The organism is Ruegeria haliotis (assembly GCF_013377785.1).
GTDB classification, from domain to species: Bacteria; Pseudomonadota; Alphaproteobacteria; order Rhodobacterales; family Rhodobacteraceae; genus Ruegeria; species Ruegeria haliotis.
Map to the genome: position 1 here is coordinate 14,885 of NZ_JABXWT010000022.1, position 16,417 is coordinate 31,301.

Genomic DNA, 16,417 nt, shown 5'->3' on the forward strand with positions numbered 1-16,417 from the left:
TCCCTGTAAATGCCTCAGGCGGCGATGGTTTTCATTGCGCCGAGAAATTGAGCAACTTCGGCAACGCTGTTGTAATGACACATCGAAACGCGCACGCAGCTGTCCATGCCAAGCGGCGTCAGGATGTTGCCGGAATAATGGTCCGCCTTGCGCAGATGGGTGCGGATGCCCTGCTCATTGAGCTGTTTGACCACATCAACCGAGGGCACGCCCGCGACCACCAGTGACACCAGACCTTCTCGTGCCGGATTGTCGACGCCGCCCAGAATGGTCACTTTCTCCATCTCGGCCAGCCCGGGCAGGTTGCCGGTACCGTGGATCATCGCATCGGTCAGTGCCGTTTCCTGCGCGTAGATCGCCTCACCCGCCGCGACGAACTTCGCCCGGCGATCAGTTGTGTCGCTGACCTGTTCGCCCAGCCATTCGAAGTAACCGACCACATCGGACATCGTGGCATAAGACCCGGTGTCGCGCGTGCCCATCTCCCAGTTATCCGCCGGGCCGTCGATCAGGCTGTTATGCGGCAGCTTGGTCAATCGGTCAGAAATCCACGCCACACCAAAGCCATGGCGCGAGAATACCTTGTAGGGCGAGATCACATAGCCATCGACATCGTAAACCGTTAGGTCGATCCGCCCATGCGCGGCGTGCTGAATACCATCCACGATGATATAGCAATCGGGCGCTACTGCTCGGATCGTCGCGGCGACCGCCGCAACATCCACACCCATGCCGGTGACGGGCGAGGTATGAACGATGGTCGCTACTTTGGTGTCGGGCGTCACCTGAGCGGTATACCCTTCGGCCGCTACGGTGCCGGTTGCGTCGTCATGGGCGACTAAGACGTGGTTCTGCCCGGCAACCCCGGCCCAGCGGGCGCAGGCGCTGCGGGTGGCAGGATGTTCCAGCGTTGTGCCCAGAACCTGCCCCTCACCCGTTCCCAGACAGGCATTCATGATCAGGCGGAACAGCAGCTCGGTGCCGCTTTCGCCGACAAAGAACTGACCCTTTGGCGCGTTCATGAACACGGCCATATCTTCCTTGGCCTTGTTGATCACGCGCATCAGTTCATGGCTGCCCGGATTGTCGCGCCCCTGATTGTCAGGAATGGCGGCATAGGTCTGCGAAGTATCGACTACGGAATTCAGCGTCAGCGCACCGCCCGCGTTCTCGAAGAAGATGCGCGGGCCTTGCTGTGGGCAGTGATCAACCTGAGCAAACCGGTCGCGGATTTGCTCAAGCAGTCGAGTATTGATTTTGGCCATCGGGAACCGTTCATGCAGATATGTCAGTCAGACAAGATATAGTCGGCACCTGGCAAAAGTTCTCACAAAAAAAACGGGGGCATTGCGGCAGAAATTTACTCGGATCATCGGCATATTGCGTGGCACAGGAAATGGTATCGCAGAAGCCATGTCGCCATTGTGATCCCGGATCCGTGACATTGGGTCTTGGCAGGCCCAGGTGTGCAAGGTAACAGGTCCCATCCCGGTCGCAGCCTACCCGGGTAACAAAACAAGGGTTCAAACATGAAAACGATCGTAATCTGCTCGGGCGGGCTGGATTCGGTGTCGCTGGCGCATATGGTTGCGCGCGACCACCAGCTGACAGGCCTGATTTCCTTTGACTACGGCCAGCGCCACCGCAAGGAACTGGACTATGCCGCGCTGTGCGCGCAGCGGCTGGGTGTGCCCCATGACATCATCGACTTGCGCCCGGTCGGGGCGGTTCTGACCGGCTCGGCCCTGACCGACGATGTCAATGTGCCCGACGGGCATTATGCCGAAGACAGCATGCGCGTCACTGTAGTGCCCAACCGCAACGCCATCATGCTAACCGTGGCGTTTGGCGCAGCCGCCGCACGCGGTGCCGATGCGGTAGCCACAGCCGTGCATGGTGGGGATCACTTTATCTATCCCGATTGCCGCCCAGCTTTCACCGAAGCGTTCGCGGCGATGCAGAAACAGGCGCTGGACGGCTATGCCGATGTGTCGCTGTTTACGCCGTTCGTGCATCGCAACAAGGCGGATATCGTCACCGAAGGCGCCCGCTGTGATACGCCCTTCGCGCAGACATGGTCCTGTTACAAAGGTGGCGCGGATCACTGCGGGCGCTGCGGCACCTGCGTCGAACGGCGCGAGGCGTTCCATCTGGCCGGGATCAAGGATCCGACCTGCTACGAAGACCCCGATTTCTGGGTCGCGGCCACAGCGCAGAAGGAACCGGCCTGATGTATCGGATCACCAAAGAGTTCCACTTTTCAGCCTCACATCAATTGGCGCATCTACCCGAAGATCATCAATGCGCGCGGATGCATGGGCATAACTACGTGGTGGTGGTCGAGTTGGCCGCGCCTAATCTGAACACGGACGGTTTTGTACGGGATTATGGCGAGCTCAAACCACTCAAGTCTTATATCGACGATACGTTTGATCACCGGCATCTCAACGATGTGATGAACATACTGACCACAGCGGAAAACATGGCGCGCCATTTCTATGATTGGTGCGCCGCGCGCTGGCCGGAAACCGCTGCCGTCAGGGTCAGCGAGACGCCCAAGACCTGGGCCGAGTATCGCCCATGACCCGTCTGCGCATTGCCGAGATTTTTGGCCCCACGATCCAGGGCGAGGGTGCGCTGATCGGAGAACCCACCATCTTTGTGCGCAGTGGCGGCTGCGATTATCGTTGCAACTGGTGCGATAGCCTGCAAGCGGTCGATCCGGCCTTTCGTCGTGACTGGGCGGCCATGTCGACGGGTACGGTATGGGACCGGGTTCGCGAATTGTCGGGTGGGCGACCGCTGACCGTATCCCTGTCGGGCGGCAACCCAGCCATTCAGGATTTTGGCCCGCTGATCGCGCAAGGCCGGGCCGAAGGGTATCGTTTTACCTGCGAAACCCAAGGGTCGGTTGCCAAGCCATGGTTTAGCGACCTCGATACGTTGGTCCTTAGCCCGAAACCGCCGTCCAGCGGGGAGACTGTCGATTGGGGTAAGTTCACGGACTGTTTGGACGCAGCACAGGAAGGGCCGAAGGTCGTGATGAAGATCGTGATCTTTGACGAGACCGATTACAACTGGGCGCGTGCTGTGGCGGATCGCTATCCGATGCTGCCCCTGTACCTGCAACCGGGCAACCCGGTGGTCGATCCGGATCTGCCCATTGATCCACAAACCTTATCGGACCGGCTGTTGTGGCTGGTGGGCAAGGTCACCGCCGATGGCTGGTTCACCCCTCGGGTTCTGCCACAACTGCACGTCCTGCTTTGGGGCAACAAACGCGGGGTCTGACCCTTAAATAGGAGCACGAGATGGAAACCATTTACAGCGACCTGACCCAACTGGGCGGCAAAACCGAACTGCCCGCCTCGCCCGAAGCGGCCACGCTTGAGCGGGTGCAGAACCCGCAATCAGACACCGATTACTGCGTGCGCTTTACCGCGCCCGAGTTTACCTCGCTTTGCCCGATGACGGGACAACCGGATTTCGCCCATCTGGTGATCGACTATGTGCCGGGCGACTGGCTGGTGGAATCGAAATCCCTGAAACTGTTTCTGGGTTCGTTCCGCAATCACGGTGCCTTTCACGAAGATTGTACTGTGTCCATTGCCCGCCGACTGGTTGAGGTCCTGACGCCCCGGTGGCTGCGGATCGGTGGCTATTGGTATCCACGCGGCGGCATTCCGATTGATGTGTTCTGGCAAACCGGCCCCATGCCGGAACATGTCTGGATACCAGATCAGGGCGTACCGCCCTATCGCGGGCGGGGATAAGCACCTGAGGATAGCACAACGCCGCCGCCATTGTCGTGACGGCGCGTTCCGATCCGCTCAGGGACAACATCATCGGGGTCCAGTGTTGGCTATGGGTTGAGGCCTCGATCAGTAGACACGTGGATCATCAGACATAACGGGAGCGGTGTCTTGCGCGATCAAATAACCGCACCTCACCGGACACGTCGGTCGGATACGCGACCGGGAGGCACAATATTCCCAAATTATCGCAGCTCTCTTTCGATTTTATCTGACACGCGCGCGCGACATTGCAAGGCAGCACGTTTCGCTTGCTAAGTTCAGCAGGGTTTTCGGAGGTACGGTGATGAAATCGCAGACCGGGGTGGTTGTTATCGGCGGCGGCATTGCCGGATGTTCGACATTGTACCACCTGGCACGGGAAGGCTGGACTGATGTGGTTCTGGTCGAGCGGAACGAACTGACCAGCGGGACAACCTGGCACTCGGCGGCTCAAGTTACAAATTTTGGGATGAACCAGACAATGGTGGGTCTGAAAACCCATTCAATCAATCTGTACAAAGAACTGGCCGAGGACCCTGAGTATCCGATCAACTACCATCATGGGGATGGCGGCATCCGTTTGGCCAATACCGAAGCGCAGATGCAGGCCTATCGCCATTTCACCTCAATGGCACGGGGGATGGGCGTTCATTTTGAGGTGATAGACGCCGACGAATGCGCGCGCCGTCACCCGCTGATTTCCACAGAAAACCTGATCGGCGGCCTGTGGGATCCGCTTGATGGGGATATTGATCCTGCCCAACTGTGTCAGGCGCTTGCGCGTCGTGCCCGTAACGCTGGGGCCGAGATCTATCGTAACACCCCGGTTGTTGGCCTGACCCAGCACAAAAACGACACTTGGACCGTGCATACTGAACATGGGGACATTGATTGCGAAATCGTGGTCAATGCCTGCGGCTACCGGGTCAATGAGGTGGGCGCGATGATGGGCGTACACCACCCTGTTGCGTCGATGGAGCATCAGTATTTCCTGACCGAAGAAATTCCGGCGATCAAGGATGCGGACAATCGCATGCCCCTGATCCGCTGTCCGATCAGCGACTACTATTGCCGTCAGGAAAAGAACGGGCTGTTGGTCGGTTTCTACGAACAGGACTGCAAAACCTGGGGCATGGACGGGATTGATCCGAATTTCGTCAACGCCTTGTGTCCCGACGATCTGGACCGCGTGACCGATGTACTGGAGGGCGCTTTTGCCCGGATGCCCGCGCTGATGGATGTTGGTATTCACACCGTAGTTAATGGGCCCATCACCTATACGATTGACGGCGCCCCGCTGGTCGGGCCGATACCTGGCAAGCGCAATGCGTTCTGTATTATTGGCTTGCGCGCTGGTCTGGGAGAAGGCGGTGGTCACGGATGGTTGCTGGCACAGCAGATTGTACACGGTGAGGCCTGTTATGATACCTGGGCTCTGGACCCACGCCGCTTCACGGGACACGCAAATGTGGAACTGACCGCCCTCAAGGCAATTGAAGATTATCAGAACGAGTTCCGCTTTCATTTTCCCCATGAACACCGCCCGGCTGGACGTCCGGCGAAAACAACACCGCTGACTCCGGTACTTGCAGCTGAAGGGGCAGAATTCACTGTTGTGAATGGATGGGAGCGGGTCGACTACATCAAGCCGTCCCCTAACTTTCACCCCTCGCTCAGCTTCAACTTCGACGAGGCCTTTGATGTTGTGGCCGCTGAAGTAAAGGCTGTTCAGGAGGCAGTCGGCCTATGCGAGGTCAACGGATTCAACCGGTTTGAGATTACAGGCGCGGACCGCCTCACCTTTCTTGATCGGATGTTCTGTGGAAATGTCACCAAGCGCCAGGGGCGTGTTGGGCTGGGCTATCTGTTGAACCACCACGGCATGGTCAAGGGCGAAGCAACGGTAGCAAATATTCCTGTTAGCGACAGAGGCCCCAAGCGGGTTTGGTATGGATCAGCGGCAGCCAGCGAATTCCACGACATGGACTGGCTCTGCCAGCATGTTCGCGATGGCGAAGATGTCCGGATCCGATCCCTCACCAACGACCAGACCATTCTGGTACTGGCCGGCCCTCGGGCACGAGATGTGTTGTCATCATGCGCGCGTGGCGATTGGTCGAAAGAGGCTTTCCCATGGCTGAGCGTACGCGAGTGTTTCGTTGGCATCGCCCCCGCCACAGTGATGAGCGTCAGCTTTTCGGGCGAATTGGCTTATGAAATCCATGTTCCGAACGCATCGCTTTACGCTGCCTATCTTGGCCTGCGTCAAGCAGGTGAGGGACATGGGATGAAACTGTTTGGCGCACGCGCAGTAGAGTCGATGAGGATGGAAAAAGGGTTTCTACATTGGAAAGCTGATATCATCACCGAGTTCGACCCGTATGAAACAGGGCTGAGCCGCTTTGTGAAGCTAGACAAACTCGACTTTGTCGGCAAAGAGGCACTGATGAAACGCAAGGCCGAAGGGCCGCGCCGCAAGCTTGTGACACTTCGGATCGACTGCAATCATGCGCCTGCGTACGGCGGCGCGTCTCTCATGCGCGGTGGTCGCGTGGTGGGCACAGTGACATCGGGTGATTGGGGTCATCGCACCGCCATGAATCTGGCTTACGCGTTTGTCGAGCCTGATCTTGCTGAAGCCGGGAGCAGCATGCATTTGGACCTTTGCGGCGACATGGTTTTAGCCCAGGTCATTGCGCCTTCGCCTTATGATCCGGAGTTTATGAAGATCCGCGGTTAAGTAGAAAACCTCGGACGACCGTCCGAAGTTATCTATCTCTTTCAGATCAAGATCAGCTTTGACCCTTCCAGGGGACCAACCAGCTCTCGGCTTTGCGCATCAGGATATCAATGCCATAGCCAATGATCCCAATCATCACGATCCCCATGATGACAATATCCGTCAACTGGAACTTGGACGCTGCGATGATCATCATGCCGGCACCTTTTTGCGCCGCAACAAGTTCCGCCGCAACAACCGTGCCCCAGCAGACCCCCATCGCAACCCGCGCGCCTGTGAAAATCTCGGGCAGCGAATTCGGCATGATCACATACCGCATGATCTGCCACTTCGACGCCCCAAGCGAATAAGCGGCGTGGATCTTTGAGATGTTTACGCCGGACACACCCGCACGTGCAGCGATTGTCATGATCCAAAGAGCCGCGAGGAACAGAAGAACAATCTTGCCGGTTTCCCAGATGCCAAACCAGATGATCACCAAAGGGATCAGCGCGAGTGGTGGAACCGGTCGCATGAACTCGACGATCGGATCGAACCAGCCCCGGAACCAGCCGGACAAGCCCATCGCATAGCCAAGCGGAATACCAACAAGAGCACCGGCCACAAAGCCAGCGACAACCCGCAACAGCGACCATCCAAGATGCTCCCACAGCGAAAAGTTCTGATACCCCTCACTGGCAATTTCAAAGAACCGGGCGACAACGGTTTCAGGCGCCGGCAACCAGATCGGGTTCATCTGCAAACCCTGTTTTGGCGTAAAGCTGATTGCGCCCTTTCCGGTCAATCGGACGGCACCATCCCCCGTATCCACCTTGATGTCAGGACCTATGGGCATACCGTTGATTGCGATAATTTTTGCGCCGTCCTTGCGCTTGGCCTCGTCGTTCTTGTCAAACAGGATCGTCGATGACCGGCCTGCCGGGGCGGCAAAAGCATCATCCTTTGCAAAGCCGCTACCAGGCTCGACCTCGAATTTCTCAGCTTCTTCGCCAAAGGCTGGAACGCGAACGAATACTGTCGCCTCGTCAGTGCTGCCATCAGCGTTTTCCAAGGTGTAGGTGAATTGTGTATCACCCACAAACGGGCCCGGAACATGAATGGGAAACAGCTTGGATCCCGTGAACGCGGCCCAGATCACAAAAATCACCAACACCGATATGATCGACGCGGCCCGGTCGGCACGCACGGCACTTTCGTCGCCGAAAGTCACTGTTTTGAGGCTGGTGAAATCCTTACGGGCATGCAGTCCACGGCGCAAAGTGTAGACGATGAAAAATGCGCCGCCGAACAGTCCGATATAGAAAAGAAGTACAATCATCCCGCCTGCTCCGTCCGACCCATAATTTCTTCTTCCATCTCCCAGATCATCGACAGGATCTCATCGCGCATTTCTGCAAATCCTTCGGATTTCTTGACGTCGCGCAGATCGGCATTCACGCCACGCTCGGCAAAAGGCAGGTTGTATTCGCGGTGTATCCGACCGGGCCGTGGCGCCATCACAATCAGGCGCTCACCCAGCAACAGGGCCTCTTCGACCGAGTGTGTGATCAGGATGATGGTCTTGCCGGTTTCCTTCCAGAGCTTCAGCACCAGACCCTGCATTTTCTCCCGGGTCAGGGCGTCCAACGCGCCAAGGGGTTCGTCCATCAGGATCACGTCCGGCTCGTTCGCCAGACAACGAGCCAGTGCAACACGCTGCTGCATGCCGCCTGACAGCTCGTAAACCGCCTTGTCCTTGAAATCCTGCAGCCCCACCACGTCAAGCAGATGGCCGGAAATCTGATCGCGCTCGGCCTTTGGCATTCCCTTCATGCGTGGGCCGAAATCGACGTTTTCGCGCACGTTCATCCATTCGAACAAAGCACCCTTCTGAAACACCATTCCGCGTTCGGCATCCGGGCCTTTGACCAAATGACCATTAAGTTCAATCTTGCCGGATGTCGGCGCAAGAAATCCCGCCACGATGTTCAACAAGGTTGTCTTGCCACAGCCCGATGGACCTAGAACGGACATCAGCTCACCTTCTTTCAAGTTGAGCGAGACATCCTGAAGCGCCTGCACAGACGAGCCATTGGGCAAGTCAAAGCGCATGGACAAATCTACAATGTCCAATTCAGGCATCTTATTTCCTTCCTGCATGCATAATCGACGACCGGCCCGACTCGGGGCCGGTCGCAATACGTGTCCTGCGTGCCTTAATTCTGCGCGTCAGACAGCGGCTCTGCGTTCACAGCACCATCATAGGAATCCAGCGCGGATTCTATGCTTCCAGCTGTGACGAATACGTTGGCGACACCTTTCATGAATTCCTGTGCGCCACCGCCCAGCCATTTCTCGGACAACTGTTCGTCAACCGATGGGAAGGTGAAAGTTGCGATGGTCGCCTCGGCATCCGCAGGATCCATACCGGCATCCTTGGCGATCACCGGCAGCATTTCGTCCTTGCTGTCACCGGCATTCCATTTTGCGTTCGCATCTGCGGTTACCTTCAGGAACTTGGACAAAAGCTCAGGCTCTTCTGCAATAAAGCCAGATGGCGCACTGGTGACGTCAAACACCAGAATGCCCAACTCTTCTTTCTCCGCACCCGTCAACAAAATGTTGCCGTGTTCGGTCATACGACGTAGCGCGCCACCCCAGCCGCAAACCATATCAAGGTTGCCCTGAGCAAAGGCCGCCGCACCGTCGGCGGGGGCCATATCTACGATCTCCATCGAGCTAACATCGACACCGAAGTGATCCATCTGAGACAGGAAACCATAGTGTGCAGCCGTGCCGATTGGGACTCCGACCTTCTTGCCGCTCAATTCGCCGGCATTGGCTTTGTCGACTTCCAGCGCTTCGGCAACGACGCAGTTGTCATTGTCCGAGTAGCTGACAGCTACATCAACAATCTGGATATCCTGACCTGCCGACGTGGTCACCACGAACGGTGGAACACCTTGACTGACCGCAATCTGAACGTCACCGGACGCCATCGCTGCGGACATTGCCGTGCCAGTATCGAAGGAAACCCAGTTGATTTTTACGCCAAGTTCTTCCTCATAGGTTCCATTGGCCTTTGCATACTGGAATGGCATCGGCCACTCTAGGAAGTATGCGACAGTCAGTTCATCCAGTGCCGCAGCCTGCGAAGCCGAAAGAGCGGTAATCCCGGCACATGCCGTTGTGAGCAGATATTTCTTGATCATTTTGACTATTTTCTCCCTGTTGGTCACGTTTGTTTGTGTGTGACTCTTCCAAGTCTGGATCAGTGCCCAAAAACATAGACGGAGGGCCTGAAAAGAGTGAAACAAATATTTTGTTGCGACGAAAGCGAAACTTTGTTTCGATTTTGACTGAAAGATAACAACTTCGGGAACAGGTCGGTGGCAAAAAAATCGCTCAGCCTAAAATGGCTGGAGATCTTCCAGCTTATTTCGAAACTCGGATCAGTCCAAAAAGTCTCGGCTGAGACGGGTTTGTCCATCAGTACTGTTTCCAATCATCTGCGCAGCCTGGAAAACGCTCTTGACGTCGACTTGGTGGATCATAGTCGCCGTCCGATGGGTTTGACACCTGCCGGCACAGTCTTTGCCAGACATGTTCGTGAAGGGTTAACGGCCCTCAGACGTGGAGAAGCCGAACTTCGTTCGGGCAGCTGGCAACATGCTACGGACCTGCGGCTGGCGCTCATTGACGACTTTGACAATCAGATCGCACCCGAACTTTTCCGCTTTCTGTCTGCAACCTTGCCGCGTTGCAGTTTTCGCCATTTCACGCGCCCAAGTCACGAAATCATTGAAAAGCTTCAGGCGCAGAAGCTGGACGCTGGGGTCGCTACACGGCCCACTGGAAATACTGAAGGGCTTGTCGAGTTCCCGCTTCTGCGAGACCCATTTATTATCGTGCTACCACCCGCGTTTAACGGCGACGTGCAGGATCTGAGCAGCGCCGAATCCCAGTTGCCCTTCCTGCGCTATTCACGGGATTATACCATTGGCAAGCTGATAGAAACGCAACTGACACGAAGCAAAATCAACCTGCCAAACAGGTTTGAACTGGAATGCAATCAGGCAATCATGGGGCTGGTGGCAGAGGGCAGCGGCTGGACGATAACGACAGCCGCCAGCTATTATCGCGCTCGGCGATTCCATGAAATGACCAGGGCGTTACCGTTGCCGGGTAAGAGCTTTGCGCGCACTGTGTCGCTGTTCACATCCAATGTCTATCCGACAACAACCTCGCGGCTGATCCACCAAACTCTGCAAAATCTGATCGATCAGCACTTTGTCGAACCTATGACGACACGGTTCCCTTGGCTCGGCACCGAGTTTCGATCGCTTCCGTCCAAATCGGCTTAACTGAACCACGCCCATCGCTTTGCTGTTCGATTGCGACGGAAGTGCCATATCCTGCTTGAAGACCGGACAGGTTGTTACAACACCAACTACAATCAAAACGGCAACGTGTGTTGCACCGCCTCCAGGGTGTAAGCACAACGAAATTCCCCGGTGGTCACGACATGTCAGCCGAAATGGCGTGTGCCGCAGCAGAGGAACGCGCAGAAGAGCACAATGCCTACACATCTCTGGCAGCTGCTCGATTCCACCGGGCGCCTGAGGGATATGTAAACTGCGCTCGGAAGTTCTGATACTGGTTGGCAGGTTAACAATGCGGGGTTGGAGATTGATCGCGCCTAGGATGGCACGGATCACCTACCCTTAGGATCACCTGCAACACGGCCTATCATTGCGCGCCCAAAATCGCGCAGGCCGTTTCCATCCCACTTGATGAGTATGGTCGAATTGTCAGCGGGCAGGGTTGCGTCTCGTACGCTTAGATCGGAGGGCGCCTGTTTGCACATCAAAACCCAAAGCGTAGCGGTTCTGGAAGTTGGAAACAGACCCAATTGCAGGCTGGTTTATTGCAAGAAACACCTCGCCGAAGCTGGCGCGCAATCTGCAGCGGCCACTTCCTGATTTTTCAAGAGTCCAACTCGCGTAAAATCGTCCGTTTCATAGAGACGTACGCCAGGCACACCGAGTTCATAAGAGATATCACAGCGTCCAATTTCAGGCATTTCCCGGGCCGCTCTGTTGCAATGATTTTTTCGATCGCCGAACTGAAATCAAAAGAGTTTGAGGTTTCAAATGGCTCGTGGCAGTACATTCAAATGTCTCAACGGAATTGCGTTTGCCGATCTGGGTGCGATGCAGCGGTCCCGGCGGTTTCGGCAAAGTAATCTCAAGCCTGACTGTCTCCTGAGAGTTTCACAATGAGTGATGCGACCACTTGGCCTGAACCACTGGATGCTGCGACTCCGGAGACAGAAGCAAAAACGCCGAAGGATCTGGCCAAGACCGATTACTCGGTCTCTGCTGGTTTTTCAGCACGCCTGTCTGGCCTTGGGCTTTCCCTTGCGTTTTCGTCCTACCAATCAGGGTTACTCTACATGGTCGGCGTCAAGCCAGACGGTGGGGTCAACATCCACCAGATGGCGTTTCCTCGCCCCATGGGTCTGCATCGGCATGGAGCGCATGGGCTTTCGTTAGCGGCTGATGATCAAATCCTGCACCTGCAAAACGTGCTGGATCCTCAGGAACGCGTGAACACCCTGTTCGATGCCGCCTTCATGCCTCGGCAGAGTGAATTTACAGGCCAGTTGGATCTGCACGATCTGGGCGTTGACGAAAGCGGCAACTCGATTTTTGTCAACACGCGCTACAATTGCCTTGCAACGCCTGACACCCGTCACAGTTTCCGCGAGGTCTGGCGGCCTCCGTTTATCTCTGCGCTTGTGGATGAGGACCGCTGCCATCTGAACGGGCTGGCTATGCAGGACGGCCAGCCACGCTATGTCACTGCCGTCAGCCGGTCGGATACAATCGACGGGTGGCGCGACCGACGCGCGGATGGCGGGATCGTCATCAACGTCGAGACGGGCGACATCGTGTGTGACGGCCTGTCGATGCCGCATTCACCCCGTCTGCATGGTGGCCGGCTGTGGCTGTTGAATTCCGGGCACGGCGAGTTGGGCACTGTTGAGTTTGACGAGGACAGCAAAGGTCGTTTTCAGCCGCATGTCTTCTGCCCCGGGTTTGCGCGGGGTCTGTCACTGCACGGGCGCTATGCATTCGTCGGCCTATCGAAGCCCCGCTACAAGCGGTTCGAAGGGCTGGCCGAGGCCGACAGCGCACCATGGTGCGGGGTGCAAATCATCGATCTTGAAACGAAGACTTGCGTCGACTGGCTCAGGATCAATGGGGCCACTTCTGAACTTTACGATCTTGAACTTCTTCATGGCCATCTCTGCCCGATGGCAGCCGCTCCCGGCTCGCCCGAGGCGGCAAATCTGATCACCACGCCGAAACCGGCGTGACGTCAAGACACATAAAAATAACAATAAATTTAGTACGGACATCATGACAAAAATAGAGCGCAGCACACGCAGACCGCAAGATCAGGACGTTCTTGTGCGTGGCGGGCGGATGACAAAGCACAAAGGTCAGGTGGCAAGCTTTGCTCCATCACTTGGTCGCGTGCTCTCGGGGGTCTCTGCCGCCGCTCTCGGCACGGCTATTACGTTGGGCAGCAGCACCGCGACTGCAGGAAGTTGCGCCGGTTTGATCGCTGGTTCCGGCAACCTCCTGTGTTCTGGTCCGGCTGATCCGGTCAACGACATCAGCGTGGGGATCATCAGTATCGCGCCTGTTGACGTGGAAACCGCGCCCGGCTTTGGCATCGAACCGTTCAACGCCCACAACGCAATTGACATCTTCAGCAGCACGCAATTGACGTTCACTGACACAAATCAATCTTCTATCACTGGCAAAAGTGATGGCCTTCGCGCTGTGGTCTATAATGGTGGTGATGTTTCAGTGACCACGACCGGTGTGGTCACGGGCGGCAATTTCGGCATCTACGCGCGTAACTATGGTACCTTTTCGACCAGCGGTGACATGACCATTTCGGCGGCAGATGTCACCTCGGGTAGCTCTGATGGGATCTTTGCGCGCAACAACGGAGCCGATCTGACAATCACCACATCCGGAGTGATCTCTGGCGCCAGGCGCGGCATCGAAGCGCGAAATACCGGTACGGGTGCGCTCTCCATTTCGACGGCGAATGTCAACGGGGCCGGAGGAGTGGGCATTTCGGCCACCAACAACGGCACCAATTTGTCGATCACGACCACCGGGACTGTTTCTGGCGGATCCAATGGCATTAACGCGACAAACTATGGCACCGGTGCGCTGACGATATCGGCGGCGGACACCACCGGAACCACCCGTCAAGGGATCAGAGCAACAAACTACGGCACAGATCTTTCAATCACCGCATCGGGAGTGGTGACTGGGGCCCGTGAAGGTATCTACGCGGGCAATCATGGCTCTGGGAATCTTACTCTCACTGTGGAGGATGCGGTTAGTACGACTGACGGGTTTGGCATAAACGCCCGCAACTTTGGTGCGGGTGATCTGACGCTTTCGGCAAATAATGCCACCGGTATTGGTGATTATGCAGGCATTTATGCATCAAACACCGGGAACAACCTTTCGATAACGACGACAGGTGCCGTGAATGGTGATCGCAGGGGGATTTTGACCACCAATAGGGGAAGCGGCACGCTCAATATCTCGGTGCACGATGTAGCAGGTACCAGATTTGAGGGGATCAGCGCACACGGGTTCGGAACAGACCTTTCGATCTCATCTTCCGGGTCGGTCAGTGGCCAGACACGAGGCATCTATACGCAGAACTTCGGTATTGGGTCACAGACAATTTCTGCTTCAAATGTCACGGGAGTAACCGGGGATGGGATAGACGCGCGCAACTTTGCTGACAGCACTAATCTCTCAATTAGGACATCCGGAATGGTTTCGGGGGCTGCTCGGGGTATCTATGCCCGAAACGCAGGCAGCGGCATAACATCGGTTGCTGTATCGGGCGCTGTTTCCGGCGGCACCGGAGCGGGCATCGACACACAAACCAATGCTGGCGGGCTGAGTGTGATCACCCTCAACAGCGGTGCGTCGGTCTCGGCCACATCTGGAGAGGCGATCACCAACAATGAGGGCAACAGTCAGGTTATCCTGGCGGCGGGATCGGCGGTTGCCGGGGCGGTTCGCCTGAATGACGGCGCTGATGCTCTGACGATCAATGGTGGTGCAGATATCAGCGGTGCGACCCTGTTCGACGGCGGTGCGGGCACGCAGGATCAATTGACGCTTTCTGCCTTCAGTGGTGCCATCGACGGAACGCGCTTCACCAATTGGGAAACCACTGTTGCGGACAATGGCAGCGCCCTCACCATCACCGGCACAGCGGCAGATTTTGGCGTGCTGACGGCTCAGAACGGTTCCAGCATCGCTGCGGGTGATGCGAACCTGGCTTTGGGCGGCGCACTGCAGATTGACGCGACCAACAGCTTTAGCGCCGGGTTTGGCGGAACGGGTGCTGTTAGTATCGGAGGCGATACGCTCAGCAATGGCCTTGTCAGACTGGATGACGGTCAGAGCGGTGATCGTTTGACCTTTGGCGGCAATCTCTCGGGGGCGGGAACCGTCGCGCTTGATGTGAACTTTACAACCGGTGCCAATGACCAGATCTTCGTGACTGGCGACAGCGCGGGGGCGCAGCAGGGATTGCAGGTCGAGAAGGCTGGCAACGGCAGCGGCAGAGTGCAGAACTTTACGCTCGCTACCGTCACCGGCACCAGCACCGCCAGCGATTTCCGCCTGGTGGACGGGGACTTCGTGACCAAGAATGGCCAGGATGCAATCAATGAAGGGTCTGTCGCCTATGTCCTGAATTACGACGCGGCAACGGGGGAGTTCATTCTGTCCCCCTTCAATGCAGATGGTGAGGTGAACACCAACCCGGACAGAGCCTTCCTTGCAGCATCGGTGCAACAGTTCAGCGATCAGATCGCCCTGGGCGGAGCGCTGCGCCGCCTGTCAGGCCGCACCGGTTCGTCTGATACCAATACCGTCAGCCGATCCCTGATCGACCTGAGCACAACCAATCAGCCGTTGTTCTGGTTAGAGGCCGAAGGTGGCCGAGATCACTACACCAACGGGGATCGTACCAACGAAACATCCGGCGGCGGTCTGCGTGTTGGTGCCAGCCTGCCGATTGCAGAGCTCGGCAATGGGTCATTGATAGGTGGTCTTGAATTCGGGGCAACGACGCTGTCCACAAACAGCGAAACGTCGCTCGCCAGTGGAACTGGTTGATACGGACGCGTACGACCTGACGGCAAGCGCGCTGTGGCTGGCCGAAAGCCAGCTCTATCTCGACAGTCAGGTCCGTTACGCCTTCTTTGACAGCACAACCCGGCTGGCAGGTGGGCAAGAGGTCGATACCGATGGCGATGGATATGCAGCGTCCATCGAGATTGGTAAGTTCTACCGCCTGAACAACGGTCTGAACATTGTTCCACAGGCGCAGCTTATCTACAGCAGCGTTGATGTCGATGATCTCAATGATGTGACAGGCGGCACTACCGGTACGGTTTCTGACGGCACCACTCTGCGGGCGCGCCTTGGTGTGCGGGTGGAACGGGACTTTGGTGACACCGGAGCTTTGTTTGGCCGGTTTGACTACTACCGCGCCTTTGACAACGAAACCGGCGTTTCATTTGGCGGCGACACAGTCATTACGGAGCGCGGCAAGAACAACCTTGAACTGACGCTTGGCGGTCATCTGGAAATCGCGACACAGACGACGCTGTTTGGCGAAGTATCGGCCCAGAGCGGCTTTGACGGCAGCTCCGATGACTACGGGTTTGCCGGCCAGATCGGATTTGAACTCCGGTTTTAAACCATCATCAACAACACGATAGAGCCAGCGCCCTCCAGAGCGCTGTCTCTTGTGGGTCACCGCACCGCTCACTCACAAA

At 56.8% G+C, this 16,417-nt stretch carries 13 protein-coding genes; 9 read left to right on the forward strand and 4 right to left on the reverse strand.

The window, feature by feature from the left end; translation table 11 throughout:
• Nucleotides 1-14: 14 nt before the first annotated feature.
• The gene (locus HW561_RS21150) at nt 15-1,265 is read right to left on the reverse strand and encodes an aminotransferase class V-fold PLP-dependent enzyme (protein ID WP_176867339.1); all 1,251 of its coding nucleotides are present in this window, start codon (nt 1,263-1,265) and stop codon (nt 15-17) included.
• 264 nt (nt 1,266-1,529) lie between these two features.
• Here HW561_RS21150 and queC point away from each other — a divergent pair, with 264 nt between their 5' ends.
• The 5 genes from queC to HW561_RS21175 all read left to right on the forward strand — a co-directional run bounded on the left by queC (nt 1,530) and on the right by HW561_RS21175 (nt 6,534).
• Nucleotides 1,530-2,231, forward strand: coding sequence for a 7-cyano-7-deazaguanine synthase QueC (queC, locus tag HW561_RS21155; RefSeq protein ID WP_176867340.1), 702 nt, complete (start codon nt 1,530-1,532; stop codon nt 2,229-2,231).
• Nucleotides 2,231-2,584: a 6-carboxytetrahydropterin synthase QueD gene (gene queD, locus HW561_RS21160; protein WP_176867341.1), complete on the forward strand. Its 354-nt coding sequence runs from the start codon at nt 2,231-2,233 to the stop codon at nt 2,582-2,584. Before queC ends, queD begins: the two co-directional genes overlap by 1 nt.
• Nucleotides 2,581-3,291, forward strand: coding sequence for a 7-carboxy-7-deazaguanine synthase QueE (gene queE / locus HW561_RS21165; protein ID WP_176867342.1), 711 nt, complete (start codon nt 2,581-2,583; stop codon nt 3,289-3,291). Before queD ends, queE begins: the two co-directional genes overlap by 4 nt.
• Nucleotides 3,292-3,311: 20 nt before the next feature.
• Entirely contained in the window at nt 3,312-3,773 is a 462-nt protein-coding gene (gene queF, locus HW561_RS21170; protein WP_176867343.1) for a preQ(1) synthase, read from the forward strand.
• 325 nt (nt 3,774-4,098) lie between these two features.
• Nucleotides 4,099-6,534 carry a GcvT family protein gene (locus HW561_RS21175; protein WP_176867344.1) on the forward strand — a complete coding sequence of 812 codons (2,436 nt, stop codon included), beginning with the start codon at nt 4,099-4,101 and terminating at the stop codon, nt 6,532-6,534.
• Nucleotides 6,535-6,586: 52 nt separating this feature from the next.
• Here the strand turns inward: HW561_RS21175 and HW561_RS21180 are convergent, their stop codons facing one another.
• The 3 genes from HW561_RS21180 to HW561_RS21190 form a co-directional block, all read right to left on the reverse strand.
• Nucleotides 6,587-7,852 (reverse strand): ABC transporter permease, encoded by a 1,266-nt coding sequence (locus tag HW561_RS21180; RefSeq protein ID WP_176867345.1) that lies wholly within the window; start codon nt 7,850-7,852, stop codon nt 6,587-6,589.
• Complete coding sequence (locus tag HW561_RS21185; RefSeq protein WP_176867346.1) at nt 7,849-8,655, reverse strand: taurine ABC transporter ATP-binding protein; 807 nt, start codon at nt 8,653-8,655, stop codon at nt 7,849-7,851. The genes HW561_RS21180 and HW561_RS21185 overlap by 4 nt, the downstream gene beginning before the upstream one ends.
• A 74-nt stretch (nt 8,656-8,729) precedes the next feature.
• Entirely contained in the window at nt 8,730-9,725 is a 996-nt protein-coding gene (locus HW561_RS21190; protein ID WP_176867347.1) for a taurine ABC transporter substrate-binding protein, read from the reverse strand.
• A gap of 177 nt (nt 9,726-9,902) precedes the next feature.
• On the opposite strand from HW561_RS21190, the gene HW561_RS21195 reads away from it, so the two are divergent.
• The 4 genes from HW561_RS21195 (at nt 9,903) to HW561_RS21210 (ending at nt 16,338) form a co-directional block, all read left to right on the forward strand.
• Entirely contained in the window at nt 9,903-10,877 is a 975-nt protein-coding gene (locus tag HW561_RS21195; RefSeq protein ID WP_176867348.1) for a LysR family transcriptional regulator, read from the forward strand.
• Between the two features lie 914 nt (nt 10,878-11,791).
• Complete coding sequence (locus HW561_RS21200; RefSeq protein WP_176867349.1) at nt 11,792-12,895, forward strand: TIGR03032 family protein; 1,104 nt, start codon at nt 11,792-11,794, stop codon at nt 12,893-12,895.
• A gap of 43 nt (nt 12,896-12,938) precedes the next feature.
• Nucleotides 12,939-15,752, forward strand: coding sequence for a beta strand repeat-containing protein (locus HW561_RS21205; protein ID WP_176867350.1), 2,814 nt, complete (start codon nt 12,939-12,941; stop codon nt 15,750-15,752).
• Entirely contained in the window at nt 15,739-16,338 is a 600-nt protein-coding gene (locus tag HW561_RS21210) for an autotransporter domain-containing protein (RefSeq protein ID WP_176867351.1), read from the forward strand. Before HW561_RS21205 ends, HW561_RS21210 begins: the two co-directional genes overlap by 14 nt.
• Nucleotides 16,339-16,417: the final 79 nt, after the last annotated feature.

Bases quoted from the DNA above. Each gene is read 5' to 3' on its own strand.
- HW561_RS21150 (WP_176867339.1), bottom strand. From the start codon at position 1,265: ATGGCCAAAATCAATACTCGACTGCTTGAGCAAATCCGCGACCGGTTT.
- queC (WP_176867340.1), top strand. From the start codon at position 1,530: ATGAAAACGATCGTAATCTGCTCGGGCGGGCTGGATTCGGTGTCGCTG.
- queD (WP_176867341.1), top strand. From the start codon at position 2,231: ATGTATCGGATCACCAAAGAGTTCCACTTTTCAGCCTCACATCAATTG.
- queE (WP_176867342.1), top strand. From the start codon at position 2,581: ATGACCCGTCTGCGCATTGCCGAGATTTTTGGCCCCACGATCCAGGGC.
- queF (WP_176867343.1), top strand. From the start codon at position 3,312: ATGGAAACCATTTACAGCGACCTGACCCAACTGGGCGGCAAAACCGAA.
- HW561_RS21175 (WP_176867344.1), top strand. From the start codon at position 4,099: ATGAAATCGCAGACCGGGGTGGTTGTTATCGGCGGCGGCATTGCCGGA.
- HW561_RS21180 (WP_176867345.1), bottom strand. From the start codon at position 7,852: ATGATTGTACTTCTTTTCTATATCGGACTGTTCGGCGGCGCATTTTTC.
- HW561_RS21185 (WP_176867346.1), bottom strand. From the start codon at position 8,655: ATGCCTGAATTGGACATTGTAGATTTGTCCATGCGCTTTGACTTGCCC.
- HW561_RS21190 (WP_176867347.1), bottom strand. From the start codon at position 9,725: ATGATCAAGAAATATCTGCTCACAACGGCATGTGCCGGGATTACCGCT.
- HW561_RS21200 (WP_176867349.1), top strand. From the start codon at position 11,792: ATGAGTGATGCGACCACTTGGCCTGAACCACTGGATGCTGCGACTCCG.
- HW561_RS21205 (WP_176867350.1), top strand. From the start codon at position 12,939: ATGACAAAAATAGAGCGCAGCACACGCAGACCGCAAGATCAGGACGTT.